The sequence below is a fragment of the Leclercia sp. UBA5076 genome (assembly GCF_002416465.1).
In the GTDB taxonomy this organism is placed as follows: Bacteria; Pseudomonadota; Gammaproteobacteria; order Enterobacterales; family Enterobacteriaceae; genus Enterobacter.
In genome coordinates, this window is the sequence record NZ_DIAO01000018.1 from 43,451 (window position 1) to 67,305 (window position 23,855).

Annotated in this window: 21 protein-coding genes; 18 read left to right on the plus strand and 3 right to left on the minus strand. The window is 58.3% G+C overall.

The features are described 5' to 3' along the window. Positions 1 to 15: 15 nt before the first annotated feature. From B3X29_RS17480 to B3X29_RS17555, 16 genes are all read left to right on the plus strand, one after another. Positions 16 to 771 (plus strand): fimbrial biogenesis chaperone, encoded by a 756-nt coding sequence (locus B3X29_RS17480; protein ID WP_159339527.1) that lies wholly within the window; start codon positions 16 to 18, stop codon positions 769 to 771. Continuing rightward, the gene (locus B3X29_RS17485; protein WP_159339526.1) at positions 747 to 3,128 is read left to right on the plus strand and encodes a fimbria/pilus outer membrane usher protein; all 2,382 of its coding nucleotides are present in this window, start codon (positions 747 to 749) and stop codon (positions 3,126 to 3,128) included. Before B3X29_RS17480 ends, B3X29_RS17485 begins: the two co-directional genes overlap by 25 nt. Beyond that, positions 3,125 to 4,087 carry a Csu type fimbrial protein gene (locus B3X29_RS17490; RefSeq protein ID WP_103180087.1) on the plus strand — a complete coding sequence of 321 codons (963 nt, stop codon included), beginning with the start codon at positions 3,125 to 3,127 and terminating at the stop codon, positions 4,085 to 4,087. Before B3X29_RS17485 ends, B3X29_RS17490 begins: the two co-directional genes overlap by 4 nt. 83 nt (positions 4,088 to 4,170) lie before the next feature. Then, positions 4,171 to 5,826, plus strand: a complete 1,656-nt coding sequence (gene tar, locus B3X29_RS17495) for a methyl-accepting chemotaxis protein II (protein WP_159339525.1) — start codon at positions 4,171 to 4,173, stop codon at positions 5,824 to 5,826. A 44-nt stretch (positions 5,827 to 5,870) separates the two neighbouring features. After that, complete coding sequence (tap, locus tag B3X29_RS17500; RefSeq protein ID WP_159339524.1) at positions 5,871 to 7,472, plus strand: methyl-accepting chemotaxis protein IV; 1,602 nt, start codon at positions 5,871 to 5,873, stop codon at positions 7,470 to 7,472. Positions 7,473 to 7,495: 23 nt separating this feature from the next. Then, positions 7,496 to 8,365, plus strand: a complete 870-nt coding sequence (gene cheR, locus B3X29_RS17505; RefSeq protein WP_103180084.1) for a protein-glutamate O-methyltransferase CheR — start codon at positions 7,496 to 7,498, stop codon at positions 8,363 to 8,365. Next, complete coding sequence (locus B3X29_RS17510) at positions 8,362 to 9,411, plus strand: protein-glutamate methylesterase/protein-glutamine glutaminase (protein ID WP_156654806.1); 1,050 nt, start codon at positions 8,362 to 8,364, stop codon at positions 9,409 to 9,411. Before cheR ends, B3X29_RS17510 begins: the two co-directional genes overlap by 4 nt. A 16-nt stretch (positions 9,412 to 9,427) precedes the next feature. After that, positions 9,428 to 9,817 carry a chemotaxis response regulator CheY gene (cheY, locus tag B3X29_RS17515; RefSeq protein ID WP_032611971.1) on the plus strand — a complete coding sequence of 130 codons (390 nt, stop codon included), beginning with the start codon at positions 9,428 to 9,430 and terminating at the stop codon, positions 9,815 to 9,817. Between the two features lie 10 nt (positions 9,818 to 9,827). Continuing rightward, positions 9,828 to 10,472 carry a protein phosphatase CheZ gene (gene cheZ / locus B3X29_RS17520; RefSeq protein WP_103180082.1) on the plus strand — a complete coding sequence of 215 codons (645 nt, stop codon included), beginning with the start codon at positions 9,828 to 9,830 and terminating at the stop codon, positions 10,470 to 10,472. A 273-nt stretch (positions 10,473 to 10,745) separates the two neighbouring features. Further along, positions 10,746 to 11,894, plus strand: coding sequence for a flagellar biosynthesis protein FlhB (gene flhB / locus B3X29_RS17525; protein ID WP_159339523.1), 1,149 nt, complete (start codon positions 10,746 to 10,748; stop codon positions 11,892 to 11,894). Further along, positions 11,887 to 13,965 carry a flagellar biosynthesis protein FlhA gene (gene flhA, locus B3X29_RS17530; protein ID WP_103180081.1) on the plus strand — a complete coding sequence of 693 codons (2,079 nt, stop codon included), beginning with the start codon at positions 11,887 to 11,889 and terminating at the stop codon, positions 13,963 to 13,965. The genes flhB and flhA overlap by 8 nt, the downstream gene beginning before the upstream one ends. Continuing rightward, positions 13,965 to 14,357: a flagellar protein FlhE gene (gene flhE, locus B3X29_RS17535; protein ID WP_103180080.1), complete on the plus strand. Its 393-nt coding sequence runs from the start codon at positions 13,965 to 13,967 to the stop codon at positions 14,355 to 14,357. Before flhA ends, flhE begins: the two co-directional genes overlap by 1 nt. Positions 14,358 to 14,555: 198 nt before the next feature. Continuing rightward, complete coding sequence (locus B3X29_RS17540; protein ID WP_159339522.1) at positions 14,556 to 15,005, plus strand: hypothetical protein; 450 nt, start codon at positions 14,556 to 14,558, stop codon at positions 15,003 to 15,005. A gap of 42 nt (positions 15,006 to 15,047) precedes the next feature. Continuing rightward, positions 15,048 to 15,560 carry a DUF805 domain-containing protein gene (locus tag B3X29_RS17545; RefSeq protein WP_159339521.1) on the plus strand — a complete coding sequence of 171 codons (513 nt, stop codon included), beginning with the start codon at positions 15,048 to 15,050 and terminating at the stop codon, positions 15,558 to 15,560. A 259-nt stretch (positions 15,561 to 15,819) separates the two neighbouring features. Continuing rightward, a complete protein-coding gene (locus B3X29_RS17550; RefSeq protein WP_159339520.1) occupies positions 15,820 to 17,403 on the plus strand; it encodes an MFS transporter in 1,584 nt (527 codons plus the stop codon). 4 nt (positions 17,404 to 17,407) lie between these two features. After that, entirely contained in the window at positions 17,408 to 18,547 is a 1,140-nt protein-coding gene (locus tag B3X29_RS17555; RefSeq protein WP_156654802.1) for a glycoside hydrolase family 88/105 protein, read from the plus strand. 124 nt (positions 18,548 to 18,671) lie between these two features. On the opposite strand, the gene argS is transcribed toward B3X29_RS17555, so the two are convergent. Then, positions 18,672 to 20,405 (minus strand): arginine--tRNA ligase, encoded by a 1,734-nt coding sequence (gene argS / locus B3X29_RS17560; protein WP_103180075.1) that lies wholly within the window; start codon positions 20,403 to 20,405, stop codon positions 18,672 to 18,674. A 174-nt stretch (positions 20,406 to 20,579) separates the two neighbouring features. On the opposite strand from argS, the gene B3X29_RS17565 reads away from it, so the two are divergent. Further along, positions 20,580 to 21,140, plus strand: a complete 561-nt coding sequence (locus B3X29_RS17565) for a VOC family protein (RefSeq protein ID WP_156655500.1) — start codon at positions 20,580 to 20,582, stop codon at positions 21,138 to 21,140. Between the two features lie 84 nt (positions 21,141 to 21,224). Then, entirely contained in the window at positions 21,225 to 21,968 is a 744-nt protein-coding gene (gene cutC / locus B3X29_RS17570) for a copper homeostasis protein CutC (protein ID WP_290560219.1), read from the plus strand. Between the two features lie 151 nt (positions 21,969 to 22,119). On the opposite strand, the gene cmoB is transcribed toward cutC, so the two are convergent. Then, a complete protein-coding gene (gene cmoB / locus B3X29_RS17575) occupies positions 22,120 to 23,091 on the minus strand; it encodes a tRNA 5-methoxyuridine(34)/uridine 5-oxyacetic acid(34) synthase CmoB (RefSeq protein ID WP_290560222.1) in 972 nt (323 codons plus the stop codon). Then, positions 23,088 to 23,828 (minus strand): carboxy-S-adenosyl-L-methionine synthase CmoA, encoded by a 741-nt coding sequence (gene cmoA, locus B3X29_RS17580; RefSeq protein ID WP_103180071.1) that lies wholly within the window; start codon positions 23,826 to 23,828, stop codon positions 23,088 to 23,090. Before cmoA ends, cmoB begins: the two co-directional genes overlap by 4 nt. Positions 23,829 to 23,855: the final 27 nt, after the last annotated feature.

Sequence of the window (23,855 nt, forward strand, 5' to 3'; positions counted from 1 at the left end):
ACAGGGAGAACGACCATGAAGGCATTTGCAAGCGGCCCGCTGGCGCTGCTGGTGGCGCTGGGGATAACGGCGCACGTCGCCCAGGGCGCGGCATCCATTCTGCTGTGGCCCATCGATCCCTGGCTATCGGCCGATACCAAAGCGACCGAGCTGTGGGTGCAAAACCAGGGCAACAGCGCCACCACCATGCAGGTGCGCATTGTGCGCTGGCGCCAGGAGGGCGGCCTTGAGCGCTACACCGCCCAGCAGGAGGTGGTAGCCAGCCCGCCGATTGTCACTATTGCCAAAGGCAGCAAGCAGCTTATTCGCCTGATAAAACAGGGCGAGGTGCCGATGGGGGTTGAGCAGGCCTACCGCATCATCGTCGACGAAATTCCCCGGCCTCAGGACAACACCACGCCGCAGAACGGCCTTAAGCTGCAGATGCGCTACTCCATTCCGCTGTTTGTTTACGGCCAGGGGATCGAAACCATCAAAGAGGGGGAGCATCATGCCCTTGCCGAGCCGCGCAACCTGAGCTGGCGGGTTATCCGCGAAAACGGCCAGCCCGCGCTGCAGGTACGTAACCGGGGTGATGTCCACGTTCGGCTCAGTCAGGTTTCCCTGACTCAGGGCGGACAGAAAAGGACCATGGCGGACGGTCTGCTGGGGTATGTTTTGCCGGGCAGCGAACGCAGCTGGCCTCTCCCCTCAGGCATCACCCAGCCGGGCCAGATGAGTGCGCAAATTAATGCCAGGGATACCGAATGGCAGTCGGCCCCCGTCAACTGAAACCCACGATGATGATCCTGCTTTGCGTCTCCACGGCAGGCTGGGCCAACACCGGCGACGATGCGCTACCGCCGCCGCCCGCGCCCCAGTCCCTGAACGACGAAGCGGTCTTTCAGCTGGCGCTGATCGTCAACCACTACGATACCGGGCTGGTGGTGCCTGTCACCCGGCGCAACGGCGATTATCTGGTCTCCAGCGCTGACCTGCTGCGCGCAGGCCTGCCGCCGGAAAATGTCCCGCCGGGGGAGGTTAATCTGACGACCCTCGCCGATGTGCGCAGCGAGTATGACAGCGCCGGGCAGCGCCTGCTGTTGAGCGTGCCCCGGGAGTGGATCTCCGCCCGGGTCACCCCCTTTGGCGGCGAGCTGACCCAGAGCACTCCCCACTACGGCAGAGGGGCGCTGCTCAACTATGACTTCTATACCAGCAAGACCGATCATGCGGGCGGGCAAGCCTCGCTCTGGCATGAGTTCCGCTACTTTGACGAGCGGGGTTCTCTCTCCTCCACCGGCTTTGTGCGCAAAAACCTCTCCGGCGGCAGCATGCAGGAGGGATACGTGCGTTACGACACCACGCTGCTGGTCACCAATGAAGATAATGCCACCACCTGGACCGCCGGGGATGTCATCAGCGATGCCGTCAGCTGGAGCAGCAGCGTGCGCATGGGGGGCATCAGCTATGGCCGCGACTTTTCGCTCCGCCCGGATCTGGTCACCTGGCCGCTGCCGGAGTTCTCCGGGGAAGCGGCGGTGCCCACCTCGGTAGACCTGTTCGTTAACGGCTATCGCGCCGGCTCCACCCGCCTGCAGCCGGGGCCGTTCACCCTCACCAATCTACCCTATATCAACGGCGCCGGAGATGCGGTGCTGGTCACCACCGATGCGTTGGGCCGCCAGGTGAGCACCACGCTGCCGTTTTACGTCACCAGCGAACTGCTGAAGGCGGGGCTGAGCGACGGGGCGGTGACCCTCGGCAGCCTGCGCCGCAACTACGGTATTGAAAGCTTTGATTACGGCCCGGCGGCGGGGAGCGGCTCTTACCGCTATGGGCTGACCGACTGGCTGACCCTCGAAGGACATGGCGAAGGGGCCGAAGAGCTGGCGCTGGGCGGTGTGGGTACGGTGGTAAAAATGGGGCGTTTCGGCGTGGTCAATACCGCATATACCCGCAGCCGGATGTATGGTGAAGAGGGGGGGCAGATTAACTGGGGCTACCAGTACAGCACCAGCGAATTCAGCATTGCTACCCAGCACAGCCGCCGGGATCGCGGCTTTGGCAATCTGGCCCTCTACGACCAGCCGACGGTATACGACGAATTCAACCAGCCCATCGCCAGCCTTAGCCGCAATACGGACCAGTACTCCCTGAGCCTTAATCTGGGTGATTATGGCAATATCGGCGCCGCCTGGATTGGGGTGGAGAGTTTCGACAGCGAGAAAACCGAGCTGCTCAACCTCTCCTGGAGCCGCAACCTGTGGCGCAGCAGCAGTATCTATCTTGCCGCCAGCCGGGACCAGCAGCGGGGCGACTGGACGGTCGCCCTGTCGCTGCAAATTCCGCTCGGCGAACGCGACAGCGCCGCCGTCACCCTGGAAAACACCCCGGACGCGGGCAGCACCCAGCGCATCAACTACAACCACGCCATGCCCACCGACGGCGGCTTTAGCTGGAACATGGCCCTGGCGAACCAGTCCCGATCCCGCAGCTACCAGCAGGCCTCGCTGGGCTGGCGTAACAACAATATTGAAGTGCAGGGCGGCACCTACGGCGAGCGCGACATGATGACCTGGTGGGGCGAGGCGCTGGGCTCGCTGGTGCTGATGGACGGCGAACTCTTTGCCGCCAATAAGATCAACGACGCCTTCGTGGTCATCAGCACCGACGGCAAGCCCGACGTGCCGGTAAGCTACGAAAACCAGCCGGTGGGAAAAACCAACCAAAATGGCTACCTGCTGGTGAGCGGCGTATCCGCCTACTATCCGGCGAGCTACAGCATCAACACCCTGAACCTGCCCGCCGATACCCGGCTAAAAGAGACCGAGCGGCGGGTGGCGCTGCGCCGCAACAGCGGGTATCTGGTGGATTTCCCGATGGAGGAGGAGCGGGTGGCCAGCGTGATCCTGCACGACGGCGAGGGCCAGGATATTCCGCTCGGCAGCCAGGTGCGACGCGCCTCACGCGCCCCGGCCACCGTGGGCTATGATGGCATCGCCTGGCTGGAGAACCTGAATGACGTTAACCCACTGGAGGTGCGCACCCCGGAGGGCAAATATTGCCAGGTGACCCTGACCCTTGCTCCTAACCCGGACCATAAGCTGCAAACTTACGGCCCGCTGACCTGCAGGCTGGCACCATGAGGCGCCTGCTGCTGTTACTGCTGCTGTTGGTCTCCGGTACCGGCTGGGGGGCCTGTACCGTCAGTACCGTCAACGCCAGCTTTGGCAGCGTGACCTCTTTCGCCCTGAGTGGGGGCAACGAGGTACAGACCACCGGCACCCTGGTGGTAAGCTGCGATGCGGTGCTTAACCTGCTGACCAACGACTCCATCACCCTCAACTACACCGGGGCTACCGTAAGCGCCGCCAGCCGCGCCACCCTGAAACGCACCGATAACGCCACCATCACCGATGTTATTCCCACCCGACTGTGCGGTGCGTCGGGCTGCACCGGCACCAGCGAAGTGCAGATCGCCCGCTCCTACACCTGGAGCGGTAGCACGCTGCTGGGGCTGCTCGGTTCCAGACAGTACAATATTCCGCTCTATTTCCGCACCGTCGCCGGGCAGAACGTCAGCGCCGGGCCCTATCAGGTGACGCTTAACTTCAGCGTTAATTACAACGTCTGCCAGGTAGGGGCCGTGGGGCTCTGCCTGACCCCCCAGACCGGTACGGCGGTGACCAGCATCACCCTCAATATGAACGTCACCAATGATTGCAGCGCCATGACCACCCCGAACATCAACTTTAACAGCGCGCCGCTGGTACAGAATTTCCCCACCATCTCCCAGTCCATCGCCGTCACCTGCACCAAGGGCAGCGCCTATACCATCGGCATCAATAACGGCCTCAACGCCCTGAATAATGTCCGGCGCATGGCCAGCGGCAACAACCGCATGAGCTATGAGATCTATAAAGAGGCCACCGCCAACCGCTGGGGCGTAAGCGGCACCGAGCGCTGGTCGAGCGGAGCCTCATCCCAGGTGAGTACCGACGGCCTGCTGCGCACCTATAACTACACTGCCCGCATCCTCCCCAACCAGACCACGCCCCCTGCCGGCAACTACAGCGATACCCTCGTGGTAGACGTCGCGTTCTGAACCGCGCTTTTCCCTTTCGCAAATGTAAAGTTCCTCTCAGTTGTGCCGATAACACCGAGAACAAAACAATGAGAAGGTGTTGTATGTTGAACCGTATGCGCGTTGTGACAATGCTGATGTTGGTGCTGGCTGTCTTCGCTCTGCTGCAGCTCGTTTCCGGCAGTCTCTTTTTCTCTTCCATTAAAGCCAACCAGGACAGTTTCGCGGTTTCTAACGCGTTCCGGGTTCAACAAAGTGAAATCACCTCCACCTGGGATTACCTGCTGCAAACGCGCATCAACCTGAGCCGCGCCTCCGCACGTATGGTGACCGATCCCGCTAAGCCGCAAACGGAACTGATGAACAGCGCCCGCACTACGCTGGCGGAAGCGGATAAACACTTCAAAGCTTACAGCGCCATCCCTCCACAGCCTTCGATGGAGCAGGTGAGCCAGACCATCAATGAGGCATACCGGGACTATGCAGCGGCGCTCACTGAACTGATCCAGTTCCTTGATAACGGCAACATGGAGGCCTATTTCGCCCAGGCAACCCAGTCAAAACAGAACGCGCTGGGGACCGCTCTGCGGGATTACGTTTCCGCGTCCGACGCGCGTAACCAGGCGGCGTTTAATGCCAGCGTAAAGGATTACACCTTTGCCAAATGGCAGATGGGGATCCTGGCCCTGGCGCTGGCGATCGTACTGGTGGGGGTCTGGTACGGCATTCGCCATACCCTGCTTAACCCGTTAAACCGTGTCATCGACCATATCCGTCACATTGCCAGCGGCGATCTGACCCAGTCCCTGACCATCACCGGGCGCAGCGAAATCACCCAGCTGGCCATCAGCGTTGACCACATGCAGCGCTCGCTGAGCGAGACGGTGGCGAACGTGCGTCAGGGCTCGGAGGCCATCTATACCGGCACCAGCGAAATCGCAATGGGTAACAACGACCTCTCCTCCCGTACCGAGCAACAGGCGTCGGCGCTGGAAGAGACCGCGGCCAGCATGGAGCAGCTCACCGCCACCGTGAAACAGAATGCGGATAACGCCCGCCAGGCCTCACAGCTGGCGAACAGCGCCTCCGAAACCGCACAGCGCGGCGGCAAGGTGGTGGATGGCGTGGTGAAAACCATGCACGACATCGCCGGAAGCTCGAAGAAGATCGCTGACATTATCAGCGTGATCGACGGTATCGCCTTCCAGACCAATATCCTGGCGCTGAACGCCGCGGTAGAAGCGGCGCGTGCCGGTGAGCAGGGGCGCGGCTTTGCGGTGGTCGCCGGTGAAGTGCGTAACCTTGCCAGCCGCAGCGCCAACGCGGCGAAAGAGATCAAAGCTCTGATTGAAGACTCTGTCGCGCGCGTCGACACCGGCTCGGTGCTGGTGGAGAGCGCGGGCGAAACCATGAATGACATCGTGAATGCCGTTACCCGCGTCACGGACATTATGGGGGAAATTGCCTCCGCTTCCGATGAGCAGAGCCGTGGTATCGACCAGGTGGCCCTGGCGGTATCGGAAATGGATCGCGTCACACAACAAAACGCCTCGCTGGTTCAGGAGTCCGCAGCCGCTGCGGCGCAACTGGAAGAGCAGGCGAGCCGTCTGAAGATGGCCGTCTCGGCGTTTCGTCTTAACTCTGAACCTGCAAGCACGGTTTCATCGCGCGTCAGCCCGCAACCGGCCGCGCCGGTTAACGCACCGGCTTACGTACGCGCAGTGGCAACCGGGAAAGATGAGAATTGGGAAACATTTTGATTGTACGTTAAATCGCGGCTGCTGGCCGCTAAATGGGAGCGTGGATGTTAAATCGTATTCGTATCTCGACCACCCTGTTTTTGATTTTGATTCTCTGTGGGGTGTTGCAGGTTGGCAGTAACGGCTTGTCATTTTGGGCTTTTCGCGATGGTTATCAAAATTTACAGGAGATGCAGGGCAGTAATCAGCAGCGTGAGCTGCTTACCCAGAGTCGGGCAGTCTTGTTGCAGGCCAGCACGGCGCTGAATAAAGCGGGCACCTTAACCGCCCTGAGCTATCCGCCCGATGACATTAAGGCGCTAATGGTGACCGCGCGCGGTAGCCTGAAGCAGGCTGAAGGCCTGTTCAAAACCTTTAGCGGCCAGGCGGCGATTAGCGCGAAGGACGCAGAGCTGAAAAAAGCGATGCAGGGTGCGTTCAGCCAGTGGTATGGCGATCTGGAGCATCAGGCGACGTGGCTTGAGAACAACCAGCTGTCAGATTTTCTGACCGCGCCAGTGCAGGAATCGCAGGCGGCATTTGACGCCAGCACCGACGCCTGGCAGCAGGAGATCAATAACTTTGTGCAGGCGGCGGGGAATGACAGCCGCAACAGCTACCACATGTCCGGCGTGATTTTCGCCACCATGATTGTGCTGGCGGTGTTGCTGACCAGCGCCGCGCTGTTCTGGTCGCGCAAGATGATTGTCCAGCCGCTGGCAATTATCAGCAGCCATTTCGACAGCATTGCCAAAGGCGATCTGGCGCGGCCGGTGGCGGTATACGGCAAAAATGAAATTTCGGCCATTTTCGCCAGCCTGAAGGCGATGCAGGGCTCGCTGCGTGAAACGGTATCGGAGGTGCGTCAGGGCAGTTACGCCATGCACACCGGGATCGCCGAAATTGCCGAGGGCAATAACGATCTCTCTTCGCGCACCGAGCAGCAGGCGGCATCGCTGGCGCAAACGGCAGCCAGCATGGAGCAGTTAACCGCCACCGTCGGGCAGAACGCCGACAACGCCCGCCAGGCCTCTGGTTTGGCAAAGAGCGCGGCGCAGACGGCGAAGAAGGGGGGCGAACAGGCATCCCACGTGGCGAACACCATGAATGAGATCGCCGCCAGTTCGCAAAAGATTGGCGACATCATCAGCGTGATCGATGGCATCGCGTTCCAGACCAATATTCTGGCGCTGAACGCCGCGGTCGAAGCCGCCCGCGCGGGCGAGCAAGGGCGTGGCTTTGCGGTGGTGGCCGGCGAGGTCCGTAACCTGGCGAGCCGCAGCGCCAACGCGGCGAAAGAGATTAAGGTGCTGATTGAAGAGTCGGTGTCCCGCGTTCAGCAGGGTTCGGCGCTGGTGGATACGGCGGCGAAAACCATGACCGAGATCGTCAGCTCGGTCACCCGGGTTAACGACATTATGGGCGAAATCGCCTCCGCATCCGATGAACAGCGCCGCGGTATTGAGCAGGTGGCGCAGGCGGTAAGTCAGATGGATCAGGTGACTCAGCAGAACGCCGCGCTGGTGGAAGAGGCCGCGGCAGCCACCGATCAGTTAGCCGGCCAGGCGGATCACCTTACCTCGCTGGTGGCAGTATTTAATGTGAATGAACGTGTTGAAACAGTTACAGAAGTCGGGCGGTCGCAGGCCGTACCAGTCGGAACCTGAACGTGATTAAGTAAGAAGGCGCTATGACATCACCACTGCCCTCAGGGCAATCGTCATTATTGTTACAGATGACACAGCGCCTCGCGCTGTCCGACGCGCATTTCCGTCGGATATGTCAGTTAATCTACCAGCGCGCGGGGATTGTGCTGGCCGATCACAAGCGGGACATGGTCTACAACCGCCTTGTGCGTCGCCTGCGCACGCTCGGACTGGATGATTTTGGTCGCTATCTGGGGATGCTGGAAGCAAATCCAAACAGCGCGGAATGGCAGGCGTTTATCAACTCCCTGACCACCAACCTGACCGCCTTTTTCCGGGAAGCACACCACTTCCCGGTGCTGGCGGAGCATGCCCGCCGCCGCAGCGGCGGCGAATATCGCGTCTGGAGCGCGGCGGCGTCGACCGGGGAAGAGCCTTACTCGCTCGCCATCACCCTGGCCGACACGCTGGGTACCGCCCCGGGCCGCTGGAAGGTGATCGCCAGCGATATAGATACCGAGGTGCTGCAAAAAGCACAGAGCGGGATCTATCGCCAGGAGGAGCTAAAAACGCTGTCACCCCAGCAGCTTCAGCGCTACTTCATGCGTGGCACCGGTCCGCACGAAGGGCTGGTGCGGGTGCGTAGCGAACTGGCAAATGCGGTGGAGTTCTCCATGGTCAACCTGCTGGAGAAGCAGTACAACGTGGCGGGGCCTTTTGACGCCATTTTCTGTCGTAACGTGATGATCTATTTCGACAAAACGACGCAGCAGGAGATCCTGCGCCGCTTTGTGCCGTTGCTCAAACCTGACGGTTTACTGTTTGCCGGGCACTCGGAGAACTTCAGCAATCTTGTGCGCGAGTTTAGCCTGCGTGGCCAGACGGTATATGCGCTGAGTAAGGATAAAGCATGAGTAAAATCAGGGTCTTGTCAGTTGATGATTCAGCGTTAATGCGCCAGATCATGACTGAGATTATCAACAGCCACAGCGACATGGAGATGGTGGCGACGGCCCCCGATCCGTTGGTAGCCCGGGATTTAATCAAAAAATATAACCCCGACGTGCTGACCCTGGATGTCGAAATGCCGCGCATGGACGGCATCGACTTCCTCGAGAAGTTAATGCGTCTGCGGCCGATGCCGGTGGTGATGGTCTCTTCACTGACCGGAAAAGGGTCCGAAATTACCCTGCGGGCGCTGGAGCTGGGGGCGGTGGATTTCGTCACCAAACCGCAGCTTGGCATTCGCGAGGGGATGCTGGCGTATAGCGAGATGATCGCGGAAAAAATTCGTACCGCGGCAAGGGCGCGGGTTGCTACGCATAAGCCGCTGGCGGCCCCGGCCACCCTGAAAGCCGGTCCGCTGCTGAGCTCGGAAAAGCTGCTGGTTATCGGCGCCTCTACCGGCGGAACAGAGGCAATTCGTCATGTACTCCAGCCATTGCCGCTTTCAAGCCCAGGTATTCTGATCACTCAACATATGCCGCCAGGCTTTACCCGCTCGTTTGCGGAGCGTCTGAACAAGCTGTGTCAGATTAGCGTGAAAGAGGCGGAGGATGGCGAACGCGTTCTGCCGGGGCATGCCTATATCGCCCCGGGCGATAAGCATATGGAGCTGGCGCGCAGCGGCGCTAACTATCAAATCAAAATTCATGACGGGCCGCCGGTTAACCGGCACCGTCCGTCGGTGGATGTGCTGTTTCATTCGGTGGCGAAACACGCGGGGCGCAACGCCGTTGGGGTGATCCTGACGGGGATGGGCAACGATGGCGCCGCCGGAATGCTGGCGATGCACCAGGCTGGCGCCTGGACCATCGCGCAGAATGAAGCAAGTTGTGTGGTGTTCGGCATGCCGCGCGAGGCCATCAATATGGGTGGCGTCAGCGAAGTGGTCGATCTTAGTCAGGTTAGTCAGCAGATGCTGGCGAAAATCAGTGCCGGACAGGCAATACGTATTTAACGAGGAGTGTAGTTTTATGGCGGACAAAGAGCTCAAGTTTTTGGTTGTGGATGACTTTTCCACCATGCGTCGCATCGTGCGCAACCTGCTTAAAGAGCTGGGTTTTAATAACGTAGAAGAAGCAGAAGACGGCGTTGATGCGCTGAACAAACTGAATGCCGGCGGCTTTGGTTTTGTTATTTCCGACTGGAACATGCCGAACATGGATGGTCTGGAACTGCTGAAAACCATTCGTGCGAATGCCGCGATGGCCTCTATGCCTGTGTTGATGGTGACGGCTGAAGCGAAGAAAGAGAACATCATTGCTGCGGCACAGGCTGGCGCAAGCGGATATGTGGTGAAACCATTCACCGCGGCAACCCTGGAAGAAAAACTCGGTAAGATCTTCGAGAAACTCGGCATGTGAGGTACGGGAGATGATGCAGCCTTCGATTAAACCTACGGATGAGCATTCACCCGGCGACATAATTGCCCGCATCGGCAGCCTGACGCGTATGTTGCGCGACAGCCTGCGTGAGCTGGGCCTGGATCAGGCGATTGCGGAAGCGGCGGAAGCGATTCCCGATGCCCGCGACCGTCTGGATTATGTTGTACAGATGACTGCCCAGGCGGCAGAGCGTGCGCTGAACAGTGTTGAAGCGTCACAGCCGCATCAGGACGAGATGGAAAAGGGCGCAAAAGCGCTGACCAAACGCTGGGACGAATGGTTCGAAAATCCGATCGAACTCTCCGACGCCCGCGAACTGGTGACCGATACTCGTCACTACCTGAAAGCGGTGCCGGACCATACCAGCTTCACTAATGCCCAACTGCTGGACATCATGATGGCGCAGGATTTTCAGGACCTTACGGGTCAAGTGATCAAGCGCATGATGGACGTGATCCAGGAGATTGAGCGTCAGCTGTTAATGGTGCTGCTGGAGAACATGCCGGAACCTTCCGCACGTCCACAACGCGAAAACGAAAGCCTGCTGAATGGCCCCCAGCTCGACACCACCAAAGCCGGTGTCGTGGCAAGCCAGGACCAGGTGGACGACCTGCTGGACAGCTTAGGGTTCTGATAACCTGCGTTTTGCTGGCATTGCCGGGTGGCGCTGCGCTTACCCGGCCTACAAAACCTGCAATATCATCATATTGCGCGGTTCCGGTAGGCCTGTGCAAGCGAAGCGCCGCCAGGCAAAAACGCTACCTGTAAAGGTGGCGTTTTGTTCTTCCATTTTCCCTGTCACAGGTGAAAGCCCTAAATCAGCCCTTTTCACGCCCCTAATTAACGCATTGGTCAGGCGCGGCTTTGGCATCATATCGTCCAGACCTCTACCTGCGAGATGCTTGCCGTGGCAGAAGACAGCGACGACAAAACAGAAGCCCCCACACCCCACCGACTTGAAAAAGCGCGTGAGGACGGGCAAATACCCCGATCCCGAGAACTCACCTCGCTGCTGATTTTATTGGTTGGCGTGTGCATTATCTGGATAGGCGGGGAGTCCCTTGCCCGCAGACTGGCCGGCATGCTCTCGGCCGGGTTGCGCTTCGATCACAGCATGGTCAACGACCCTAACCTGATCCTCAGCCAGATTATCTTGCTGATCAAAAGCGCGATGGTCGCGCTGCTGCCGTTAATCACCGGCGTAGTGCTGGTGGCTATCGTATCGCCGGTGATGCTGGGCGGGCTGGTGTTCAGCGGGAAATCGCTGCAGTTTAAATTCTCCAAGCTGAACCCCTTGCCTGGTATCGCGAGAATGTTCTCCGCGCAGACCGCCGCCGAACTGCTAAAGGCGTTGATGAAAGCGACGCTGATGGGCAGCGTGGCGGGATTTTTTATCTGGCATAACTGGCCGGAGATGATGCGCCTGATCAGCGAGTCGCCGTTCACCGCCATGCGCAACGCGCTCAATCTGGTGGGGCTCTGTTCGCTGCTGGTGGTGCTCTCGATTATCCCGATGGTCGGATTTGACGTCTTCTTCCAGATCTACAGCCACATTAAAAAACTGCGCATGTCCCGCCAGGACATCCGGGATGAACATAAGCAGATGGAAGGTGACCCGCACGTCAAAGGGCGTATTCGCCAGATGCAGCGTGCCGCCGCACGTCGCCGGATGATGGAAGATGTACCGAAAGCGGATGTGATTGTCACCAACCCAACCCACTACTCCGTTGCGCTGCAATATGACGAAAACAAAATGAGCGCGCCTAAAGTGGTGGCGAAAGGGGCGGGGCTTATCGCGCTGCGCATCCGCGAAATTGGTAATGAAAACCGTATCCCGATGCTGGAAGCGCCGCCACTGGCGCGTGCGCTCTACCGGCATGCGGAAATAGGACAACAGATCCCGGGCCAGCTCTATGCCGCAGTCGCGGAAGTGCTGGCGTGGGTATGGCAGTTGAAACGCTGGCGTCTTGCCGGTGGTCAACGGCCTGTCAAACCTGAGAATCTCCCGGTGCCTGCCGCGCTGGATTTTATGAACGAGAAGGACTCTGATGGCTAATCTGGTGGCAATGTTGCGCCTCCCCGGCAACCTGAAATCGACTCAATGGCAGATCCTTGCCGGGCCGATCCTCATCCTGCTAATCCTGTCGATGATGGTGTTGCCGCTGCCGGCATTCATCCTCGACCTGCTTTTCACTTTCAACATTGCGCTCTCCATTATGGTGCTGCTGGTGGCGATGTTCACCCAGCGCACCCTGGAGTTCGCCGCGTTTCCGACCATCCTGCTCTTCACCACGCTGCTGCGTCTGGCGCTGAACGTCGCCTCCACCCGTATCATTCTGATGGAAGGGCATACCGGCGGCGCGGCGGCAGGTAAGGTGGTTGAGGCCTTTGGCCACTTCCTGGTCGGCGGCAACTTCGCCATCGGGATCGTGGTGTTTATCATCCTCGTGATCATCAACTTCATGGTTATCACCAAAGGTGCGGGGCGTATCGCAGAAGTTGGCGCGCGTTTCGTCCTGGACGGGATGCCGGGTAAACAGATGGCGATTGACGCCGATCTTAACGCCGGTCTGATTGGCGAAGATGAAGCGAAAAAACGCCGTGCCGAAGTGACCCAGGAAGCGGACTTCTACGGCTCGATGGACGGTGCGAGTAAGTTCGTTCGCGGCGATGCCATTGCCGGTATTCTGATCATGGTGATCAACGTGATCGGCGGCCTGCTGGTGGGCGTGCTGCAACACGGAATGGCTATGGGCCAGGCAGCAGAGAGCTACACGCTGCTGACCATTGGTGACGGTCTGGTCGCCCAGATCCCGGCGCTGGTGATCTCCACCGCAGCCGGTGTGATCGTAACCCGCGTCGCCACCGATCAGGACGTCGGCGAGCAGATGGTCGGGCAGCTGTTCAACAACCCGAACGTGCTGATGCTCTCTGCCGCGGTACTTGGCCTGCTGGGCATGGTGCCGGGAATGCCGAACTTCGTCTTCCTGCTGTTCACCGCCGCACTGCTGGGGCTGGCCTGGTGGCTACGCGGACGCGAAGCCAAACCGAAGAGTGAGCCTGCTCCGGTGAAAATGCCGGAAAACACCCAGGCGGTGGAAGCCACCTGGAACGACGTCCAGCTGGAAGATTCGCTGGGCATGGAAGTGGGCTACCGCCTGATCCCGATGGTCGATTTCCAGCAGGATGGTGAACTGCTGGGACGTATCCGCAGTATTCGTAAAAAATTCGCCCAGGACATGGGCTTCCTGCCGCCGGTGGTGCATATCCGCGACAACATGGATCTGCCTCCTGCGCGCTATCGCATTCTGATGAAAGGGGTGGAGATCGGCAGCGGAGATGCCTATCCGGGGCGCTGGCTGGCCATTAACCCTGGCACCGCGGCGGGTACGCTGCCGGGTGAACAAACTATCGATCCGGCCTTTGGCCTGGCCGCCATCTGGATCGAAAGTGCCCTGAAAGAGCAGGCGCAGATCCAGGGCTATACCGTGGTGGAAGCCAGTACCGTCGTGGCAACTCATCTTAACCACCTGATTGGTCAGTTCTCCGCAGAGCTGTTCGGCCGCCAGGAGGCGCAGCAGCTGCTGGATCGCGTCACTCAGGAGATGCCGAAGCTCACCGAAGATCTGGTGCCGGGTGTCCTGACCCTGACCACGCTGCACAAGGTGCTGCAAAATCTGCTCGACGAGAAAGTGCCGATTCGCGATATGCGCACCATTCTGGAGACTCTGGCCGAGCATGCACCGCTGCAGAACGATCCGCACGAGCTGACGGCGGTGGTGCGCGTGGCGTTAGGCCGCGCCATCACTCAGCAGTGGTTCCCGGGTACCGGCGAGGTGCAGGTCATTGGACTCGACACGCCGCTTGAGCGTCTGCTGCTGCAGGCGTTGCAGGGCGGCGGCGGGCTGGAGCCGGGGCTGGCGGATCGTCTGCTGGCGCAAACCCAGGAGGCGTTGCAGCGTCAGGAGATGCTGGGGGCGCCACCGGTGCTGCTGGTGAATCACGCCCTGCGTCCGCTGCTCTCGCGCTTCCTGCGCCGCAGCCTGTCGCAGCTGGTCGTGCTGTCGAATATGGAACTGTCGGACAACCGCCATATCCGCATGACCGCCACCATCGGAGGCCAGTAATGCGTAAATTACTCTGGTTACTGGCCCTGCCGCTGATGGCGCAGGCCGCAGGGGAGGGGGCATGGCAGGCCAGCAGTATCGGCCTGACCCTTGCCCACCGTGGCGTGGCGGCTTCGTCACGCCCACTGTCGGCGCAGCAGCCGGTATCGGGCCTGATGACTCTGGTGGCCTGGCGCTATGAGCTGAATGGCCCGACCCCCGCTGGGCTGCGGGTGCGGCTCTGTTCCCAGACGCGCTGTACCGAACTGGATGGGGCCAGCGGCACGACCCATGCGTTCAACAACGTGCCCGCCGTCGAGCCGCTGCGCTTTATCTGGGAAGTCCCCGGCGGTGGTCGCCTCATCCCGGCCCTGAAGGTCCAGCGTAACGAAGTGATTGTGAACTACCGCTAACCCTCTGACTCCATTCCGTTCGCCCGAACGGAATGGGGGTGTCATTCCACAGGCTTCGTTATTTTTCCTGCTCTTCTTGCCCTGTTAATTTTTCCCTCACTCTTTTCATTAAGAGAATAGCTCTGGAAGTCAACATCCGGAGAATATACTCTACGCGCTGAGATAATGTAATATACATATCAATGATGGAACGCAATAATGCAAAAGGGAGCAGGTATGAAATTGAGCTTTCGGCAAGTATGCATGTTTTGGGGGGGTATGGATGTTTTATATCTGGCAACCTATGTCTGGAAGAGTAGTACCCAGGGGCGTATTCCTTTCGTTGATGATATTATCAATTTTAACGCGCTTTATTCAGAACAGGGTGGCAGCTACTGGCTTCTTATTCTCTTTGTTTTGTCAATGATAACAACCCTGTCCATTGTTTTTTCTGCCCTGTTTCTCCTTACCGCATGGAATAAGGTCGGCTACCTGGTAGCTGCGCAGACCCCCTTGCGCCTGCTGGTGGTTGTGCCGTCTCTCACCTTTTTACCCTGGATTATGAAATGGATTACTCCGGGGAACGTCGCGGTGGCGTTATTTTTATTGCTGGTTTCAGAGGCGCTAAAGGTCAGTTCGGTAATCATCTCAGGAAAATTAAATAAGTAATGCTTTAATCACTCAGGGATAGTGTTTTAAAAGGATGAAGGTATGCATAAAAGTATTAAGGATTGTTATTTCGACGGCTGGAAAAAGGCGTTCGTCTATAAGGGGCGAGCGACAAGAAGAGAGTTTTGGTTATTTATCGTCATTAATATAGCGATTGTTCTCTTTATTGCCGCACTGAGTTATTGCTTTCTCATAGCATTGATTGCCGATCGTACCGGCCGCGGGGGAATGATACTGGTGTGGGCCTGGTTTGTCTGGCTTCCGCTCAGGGCGCTTGCCCCGGTAATCTTGCTCGTATCAGTCGTCTCACTGCGTATCCGCCGAATGCACGATGCAGGAAAATCGGGGTGGTGGTTTGGCGGGGCGCTACTCTTCATTCTGCTGATCCTGCCGCTCATTCTGACGGGTATTCATCAGGTTATGCTTATCCCGGTAGATAATCACTCTGCAGAGCAGGTGACGGCGTTCATCACGATTACGCTAAATGTATTAGCGGCTATCTCTATTCTCTGGCTTTGCTGCTTACCAACACAACCCTCTGAACAGACCGTTTAGTGATCGCTTTTTCGCCAGTTATCAGGCTATTCTGATGACTGGCTCGCAAAACTGACCCCTCCTTTTGAAGCAAAAGAAACGCTGTTTTATAAAACAGTGACACGCGTAGTAATTCTCTTTGCATTTTTGCCAGTTGCCGCCTGGCGGTGGCAGAAACAGAAAGGTATCCAGTAAGCGATACTCTTACTGTAACCGTCTAGTCACTCCCGTTGGCGTCGCGTTAACCGGGAGTCATCTAAAACTTACAGGGTCGACGGTAATGAAAACACGTAAAATTGGACTCGCGAACTATCTTGCTTACGGATCGGGTGATTTTCTCGGGGCAGGGACCACAGCGCTGACCGCTGCCTGGCTATTATATTTCTACACCACCTTCTGTGGCCTCACGCCGATTGAGGCTACCTTCATCTTTGCGGCGGCAAGGGTTCTGGATGCCGTCGTCAGTCCGCTGATGGGCTTCCTGACCGATAACTTTGGCACCACCTGGCTTGGCAAACGCTTTGGCCGCCGCAAGTTCTTTATTCTGCTCGGCATCCCCTGCGTCTTCAGCTACTCGCTGATGTGGGTCGGCGATATGGGCTTCTGGTACTACCTGCTGACCTATCTGATCTTCGATATCGTCTACACCATGATCCTGGTTCCATACGAAACGCTGGTGCCGGAGATGACCGACGATTTCAAGCAGAAAACCAAGTTCTCCGGCGCGCGTATCTCTATGGCGCAGATGTCGGCGATTCTGGCCTCGTTCCTGCCGGGTATTCTGTTAACCCACTTTGGTAAAGACAACGCCATCTCCTTCTTCTATGCCAGCCTGGTCTTCTCGGTGCTGTGCGCCCTGATGCTGACCTTCGTCTGGTTCTTCACCTGGGAACGTCCGCGTGAAGAGTGGAGCGAAGCCGCGCTGCGCGCCGAAGAGGAGAAGAAAAAACTGACCCTCGGCCAGAGCCTGAACCGTCTGTTCGTTGAGCTGAGCTCTACCCTGCGGATCAAAATCTTCCGCCAGCACCTGGGGATGTACCTTGGGGGCTACATCGCCCAGGATGTGTTCAACGCCGTCTTTACCTACTACGTGGTCTTTGTGCTGATGCAGGAAGCTTCTATGGCCTCGAATCTGCTGGGCACCATGGCTATCTTCCAGTTCCTGGCCGTTATCGCGATGATCCCGCTCTGCATCCGCTTTGGACCGGCACCGTCGTACCGCATGGTGGTGGTGCTGTTTGGTCTGGCGTCGCTCTCCTATGCCGGTTTGTATTACGCCGGTATGAGCGACATCTACGCGCTGCTGCTGCTGGTCTCTGCCCTGGCGGGTCTGGGTCGCGGTGGGATCAACTATGTGCCGTGGAACACCTACACCTATATCGCTGACGTGGATGAAGTCATCACCGGCCAGCGCCGCGAAGGGATCTTCGCCGGGATCATGACTCTGACCCGTAAAGCGTCCCAGGCGGGAGCCATCATGCTGGTGGGTATCGTCATGCAGATGTCTGGCTTTGTCAGCGGCCAGAAGGTGCAGCCGGAAGGGGTAAGCCACACCATTCTGATGATCCTGAGCGTGGGCACTATCCTGGTGCTGACCTGCGGCTTCCTGGTGTCGCTGCGCTTTAAGCTGAATTTACAGACGCACAGTACGCTGCGTGAAGAGACGGCCAAAATGCGTGAATCTGGCCGCGCGATGCCGGAGGCCGCCACGCCGCAGGCCCGCGCCACGGTTGAGATGCTGGCCGGTATGCCTTACGACTGCCTGTGGGGAAACAACAACATCGGCTATCTGAACCGCAATAAACCCGCTGCACCGTCCCTGAAAGAACGTGCTCCACTGAATTCGACATACAACAGAGGTTAAGATTATGAAGGTTTGGCCTGTCAAACATAGCCCGTTACTGCGTCAGCCAGAGCGTTTTATCGCCAGAGATGAACTGAAAACGCTGATCCAAAACGTGACGCATAACCTGGTGAACATTCACGATAAAACCGGCGAGTTTTTACTGCGGCTGGACGACGGGCGGGTAATCGACACCAAAGGCTGGGCGGGCTGGGAGTGGACTCACGGCGTTGGTCTCTACGGTATCTGGCAGTATTACTGCCAGACCGGGGATGAAGCGATGCGCGATATCATCGACAGCTGGTTTGCCGAGCGTTTTGCCGAAGGGGCCACCACCAAAAACGTCAACACCATGTCGCCGTTTTTGACCCTCGCATATCGCTATGAAGAGACGCGCAACCCGGCCTGGCTACCGTGGCTGGAGAGCTGGGCGGAGTGGGCGATGAACGAGATGCCGCGCACCGATCACGGCGGTATGCAGCACATCACCCTGGCGGAGGAGAACCACCAGCAGATGTGGGACGACACCCTGATGATGACCGTCCTGCCGCTGGCGAAGATTGGTAAACTGCTCAATAAACCCGACTATGTTGAGGAGGCGGTCTATCAGTTCCTGCTGCACGTGCAGAACCTGATGGATCGGGAGACCGGGCTCTGGTTCCACGGCTGGAACTACGATGGCCACCACAACTTTGCCAACGCCCGCTGGGCGCGCGGCAACAGCTGGCTGACGATCGTTATTCCTGATTTCCTTGAGCTGGTGGATCTGCCAGAAAATAACGCCGTGCGCCGCTATCTGGTGCAGGTGCTGAACGCGCAGATTGCTGCCCTGGCGAAGTGTCAGGATGAGAGCGGCCTGTGGCATACGCTGCTCGACGATCCCAACTCCTATCTTGAGGCCTCAGCCACCGCCGGGTTCAGCTACGGGATCCTGAAAGCGGTACGCAAGCGCTATGTGGGAGCCGAATATGCGGAGGTGGCGGAGAGAGCCATTCGCGGGATCGTGAAGAACATCTCCCCGGAAGGGGAACTGCTGCAAACCTCGTTCGGTACCGGCATGGGCAGCGATCTGGCGTTCTATCGTCAGATCCCGTTGACCTCAATGCCGTATGGTCAGGCGATGGCAATCCTCTGTCTGACGGAGTATCTGCGCAAGTATTTTTGACCACTGCACTCCCCGGTGGCGCTACGCTTACCGGGGCTACAAACACAAAACCCGGCTTGCGCCGGGTTTTGTGTTATTGCGATAACCGGTTGAAGCGCCATCAGGCGTTAACCAGGCACCGATGTTACATACGCTCGACGGTTTCGATACCCAGGGTATCCAGACCCAGCTTCAGGGTCTTCGCCGTCAGCTGCGCCAGCTTCAGGCGACTGTTGCGCACCGCTTCGCTCTCGGCAGAGAGGATAGGGCAGTGCTCGTAGAAGCCGGAGAACAGGCCCGCCAGATCGTACAGGTAGGCACACATCACGTGCGGGGTGCCGTCGCGGGCGACCACGGAGAGCGTCTCTTCGAACTGCAGCAGACGCGCCGCCAGCTGCGCTTCACGATCTTCGGTGATGGTCACCTGCGTCCGGGCCAGTACGCTTTCATCGATGTCAGCCTTACGGAAGACAGACAGCACGCGAGTGTAGGCATACTGCATGTACGGCGCGGTGTTACCTTCGAACGCCAGCATGTTATCCCAGTCGAAAACGTAGTCGGTGGTCCGGTTCTTGGAGAGATCCGCGTATTTCACTGCACCGATGCCGACGGCGTTGGCCAGTTTTTCCAGCTCATCGGCAGGCATATCCGGGTTTTTCTCCGCTACCAGACGACGGGCACGCTCCAGCGCCTCGTCCAGCAGATCCGCCAGCTTCACGGTGCCGCCCGCACGGGTTTTAAACGGCTTGCCGTCTTTACCCAGCATCATGCCGAACATGTGGTGCTCCAGCGGTACGGAGTCCGGTACATAGCCCGCTTTACGCACGATGGTCCACGCCTGCATCAGGTGCTGGTGCTGACGGGAGTCGATGTAATAGAGGACGCGATCCGCATGCAGGGTTTCGTAGCGGTATTTCGCGCAGGCGATATCGGTGGTGGTGTAGAGGAAGCCGCCATCCTTTTTCTGGATGATGACGCCCATCGGTTCGCCTTCCTTGTTTTTGTACTCATCAAGGAACACCACCGTCGCGCCTTCGCTTTCGACCGCCAGGCCTTTGGCCTTCAGATCGGCCACGATACCGGCCAGCATTGGGTTATAAAGGCTTTCACCCATCACGTCCTTACGGGTCAGGGTGACGTTCAGGCGGTCATAGGTGATCTGGTTCTGGGACATGGTGATGTCCACCAGCTTGCGCCACATCTCAAGGAAGTACGCATCGCCACCCTGCAGTTTCACTACGTAGCTACGGGCGCGCTCGGCAAAGGCTTCATCTTCGTCGTAGTGCTTTTTCGCATCGCGGTAGAAGCCTTCGAGGTCCGCCAGGGCCATTTCACCGGCATTTTCCTGCTGCTGCTTTTCCAGCCAGGCGATCAGCATCCCGAACTGGGTGCCCCAGTCGCCGACGTGGTTCGCGCGGATTACGTTGTGGCCGAGGAACTCCAGGGTGCGTACCGCGGCATCACCGATGATGGTGGAGCGCAGATGGCCGACGTGCATCTCTTTCGCCACGTTCGGGGCAGAGTAGTCAACGACGATGGTCTGAGGCTGCGGCTGCGCCACACCCAGACGATCGGACTGCAACGCGGCATCGACGTTCTGCGCCAGGAAGGCAGGATCGAGGAAAATGTTGATAAAGCCCGGTCCGGCGATTTCGGTTTTGCTGGCAATACCGCTGAGATCCAGATGGGACAGAACCTGCTCTGCGAGTTGTCGTGGCGCCATGCCCAGTTTTTTCGCTACGGCCATCACGCCATTAGCCTGATAGTCGCCAAACTGTACTTTCGCGGACTGACGAACCTGCGGTTCACAGTCTGCAGGTGCGCCTGCAGCAATCAGTGCCTGACTGACTTTTTCTGAGAGAAGAGCCTGAATATTCACCGGGATACCTTACATTTTTGACGCGCGCATCACGTTGCCGCGCCCGTTAACGAATTTAGGCCGGGAGTATACTGCAATTGCCCGTTGCCGTCAGCACTGGCTCAAAACAGCGGTTGGTCGCAGGCCAGCAACAGAGTAAATTAACGCTTTTGCATGACGATAAGAGTACTGATGATGGCGAACTGGCAATCTATTGACGACCTGCAGGATATTGCAGCCGATTTACCGCGTTTCACTGACGCCTTTGCGGCGCTTTCCGCTCGCCTGGGTCTGGATATCGCTCCGCTCGCGGCGGACCACATCTCCCTGCGCTGCCATCAGAATGCCACGGCGGAGCGCTGGCGGCGAGGGTTTGAGCAGTGCGGCGAACTGCTCTCGGAGAACATCATCAATGGCCGTCCTATCTGCCTCTTTAAGCTGCATGAACCCGTCTGCGTCGCCCACTGGCGCTTTACGGTGGTTGAGCTGCCGTGGCCGGGTGAAAAACGCTACCCCCACGAAGGCTGGGAGCATATTGAGATCGTCCTCCCCGGCGACCCGGATACCCTGAATGCCCGCGCCCTGGCGCTGCTCTCTGATGAGGGCTTAAGCCAGCCTGGCATTTTTGTGAAAACCAGCTCGCCAAAAGGGGAGCGCGAGCGCCTGCCAAATCCGACCCTGGCGGTTACCGACGGCAGCGTGACGGTGAAGTTTCACCCCTGGACAATCGAAGAGATTGTCGCCAGCGAACAATAAAGCGAAAGAGTTGTGAGGTAACGCCGTGTCGCGGGGAAAGCGGCATGGCATGATGCAAAACCCAACAGGTTATAAGGAGATTTCGTGGCATTGCTGGAGATCTGTTGTTACAGCATGGCGTGCGCCGTGACCGCCCAGGCGCATGGCGCCGATCGTATTGAACTCTGTGCCGCTCCGAAAGAGGGCGGGCTGACTCCCTCTTATGGGGTGCTGAAATCGGTGCGTCAGGCGGTGAGCATTCCGGTTCACCCGATTATTCGACCCCGCGGCGGGGACTTTTGCTACAGCAGCGGCGAATTTAACGCCATGCTGGAGGATATCGCCCTCGTTAAGGCGCTGGGTTTCTCGGGGCTGGTCATCGGCCTGCTGAATGAAGATGGTCATATCGATATGCCGCGCATGCGCCAGATTATGGCTGCTGCGAAGGGAATGGCGGTAACTTTTCATCGCGCCTTCGATATGTGTGTAAATCCGCGGCAAGCCTTTGAAAATCTCGCGGAACTGGGGGTTGCGCGCGTGCTGACTTCGGGTCAACACGCCTCCGCCGAAAAAGGTATTTCATTAATTAAGGAACTAAAAGCCCAATCAGGTGTTCCAATAATAATGGCGGGTGCTGGCGTTCGCGCCGCCAATCTGGAGACGTTTTTACGGGCAGGGGTGGAAGAGTTGCACAGCTCGGCAGGGAAGTGGCTACCGTCACCCATGCGCTATCGCAACACAGGCTTGTCGATGTCGACGGATGCCGACGCGGATGAATATTCCCGCTACGGCGTCGAGGGAGAGTCGGTTGCAGAGATGAAGGCGATAATTGCACGCTATTGTCGCTAAAACAGTTTTTACCGCGCATCATGTCGCCCAATATGATGCTTGTTTGTACCAGGCCCCTGCAATTTCAACAGGGGTCTTTTTTTATGCATTTTCCGGCGACACGGCACCGTTTTTGTAGGCCGGGTAAGGCGCAGCCGCCACCCGGCATAAATTACGGCTTGGTAGCAATCAACACTGCGCGAACCGGAGCCGGATAACCCTCAATCGTTTTGCTGCTGTCATTCGGATCGAGGAACTCGGCCAGAGATTCGGTGGTCATCCACTCGGTGCGGCGCTGTTCGTCGGTAGTGGTAGGGCAGACATCCGCGATGCGGATATCGATAAAACCGCACTTCGCCAGCCAGTTTTTCAGCGCCAGCGCCGACGGAATAAAGTAGACGTTACGCATCTGGGCATAGCGATCCCCTGGCACCAGCACGGTGTTCTCATCCCCTTCTACCACCAGCGTCTCCAGCACCAGCTCACCGCCGTTGACCAGCTGATCTTTCAGCTGCCAGAGGTGTTCCAGCGGGGAGCGGCGATGGTAAAGCACGCCCATCGAGAAGACAGTGTCGAACGCGGCCAGCGCCGGGAGTTGCTCAATCCCCAGCGGCAACAGGTGCGCGCGCTGGTCGTTGCCAAGCAGTTTGCGCACCGCTTCGAACTGGCAGAGGAACAGCTGGGTCGGATCGATGCCTACCGCCAGATGGGCGCCTGCGCCAATCATACGCCACATGTGATAGCCGCTGCCGCAGCCGACATCCAGAATGGTGCGTCCGGTTAAATCAGAGAGGTGCGGCAGCACGCGCTCCCACTTCCAGTCTGAACGCCATTCGGTATCGATCTGCATGCCGTAGAGAGAAAACGGCCCTTTGCGCCACGGCATCAGGTTGCGCATCAGGTTTTCGAGACGCAGCATCTGGCCTTCGCTCAGCGGCTGTTCGCTCTCGGCGGTAACGCTGTGCAGCAGGTCGAGCTTATAGGGCGTCATCTCTGGCAGAAATTCCACCGCATTTTTCCACTGCTTAAACTGGCCGTGCAGGGATTCACGCTGCCAGGCGGCAATCTGCGCGGGCAGGGTTTCCAGCCAGTGGGAGAGGTGGTTTTTGGCAATCAGCTGATAAAAGTTACCGAAATCAATCATGCGTTACCGCCTTTCAGCGCTACCAGGGAGCCAAAGTTGAAGCACTGGAACCACAGCTCGCTGTGCGGGAAACCCGCCTTGTGCAGACGGGCTTTGTGGGTTTCAACCGAATCGGTCAGCATCACATTTTCCAGCATGCTGCGCTTCTGGCTGATCTCCAGCTCGCTGTAGCCGTTGGCACGTTTGAAATCGTGGTGCATGTTGAACAGCAGTTCGCCGACGGTGGCATCTTCGAAACTGAATTTTTCCGACAGCACCAGGGCGCCGCCAGGGTTCAGCCCCTGATAAATTTTGTCCAGCAACAGCTGACGGTCTTCGGGCACCAGGAATTGCAGGGTAAAATTCAGCACCACCATCGAGGCGTTTTTAATCTCGATATGGCGGATATCGCCTTCGACCACTTCTACCGGCGTCGGGGCTTTCCAGGCGTCAATATGGCGCCGGCAGCGTTCAACCATGGCCGGTGAGTTGTCGACGGCGATAATTTTGCAACCGTCGTGCTTAATATTACGACGAACCGACAGCGTGGCTGCGCCCAGCGAACATCCCAGATCGTAGACCTGCGTGTCCGGCTGAACAAAACGTTCCGCCAGCATGCCGATCATGGAGATGATATTAGAGTAGCCGGGGACCGAGCGCTGGATCATATCCGGGAAGACTTCAGCCACCCGTTCATCAAAGGTCCAGTCGCCCAGACTGGCGATAGGCGCAGAAAAAAGCGTGTCGCGATCTGACATAACGTAAAAATCCGGGATAAATAAAGG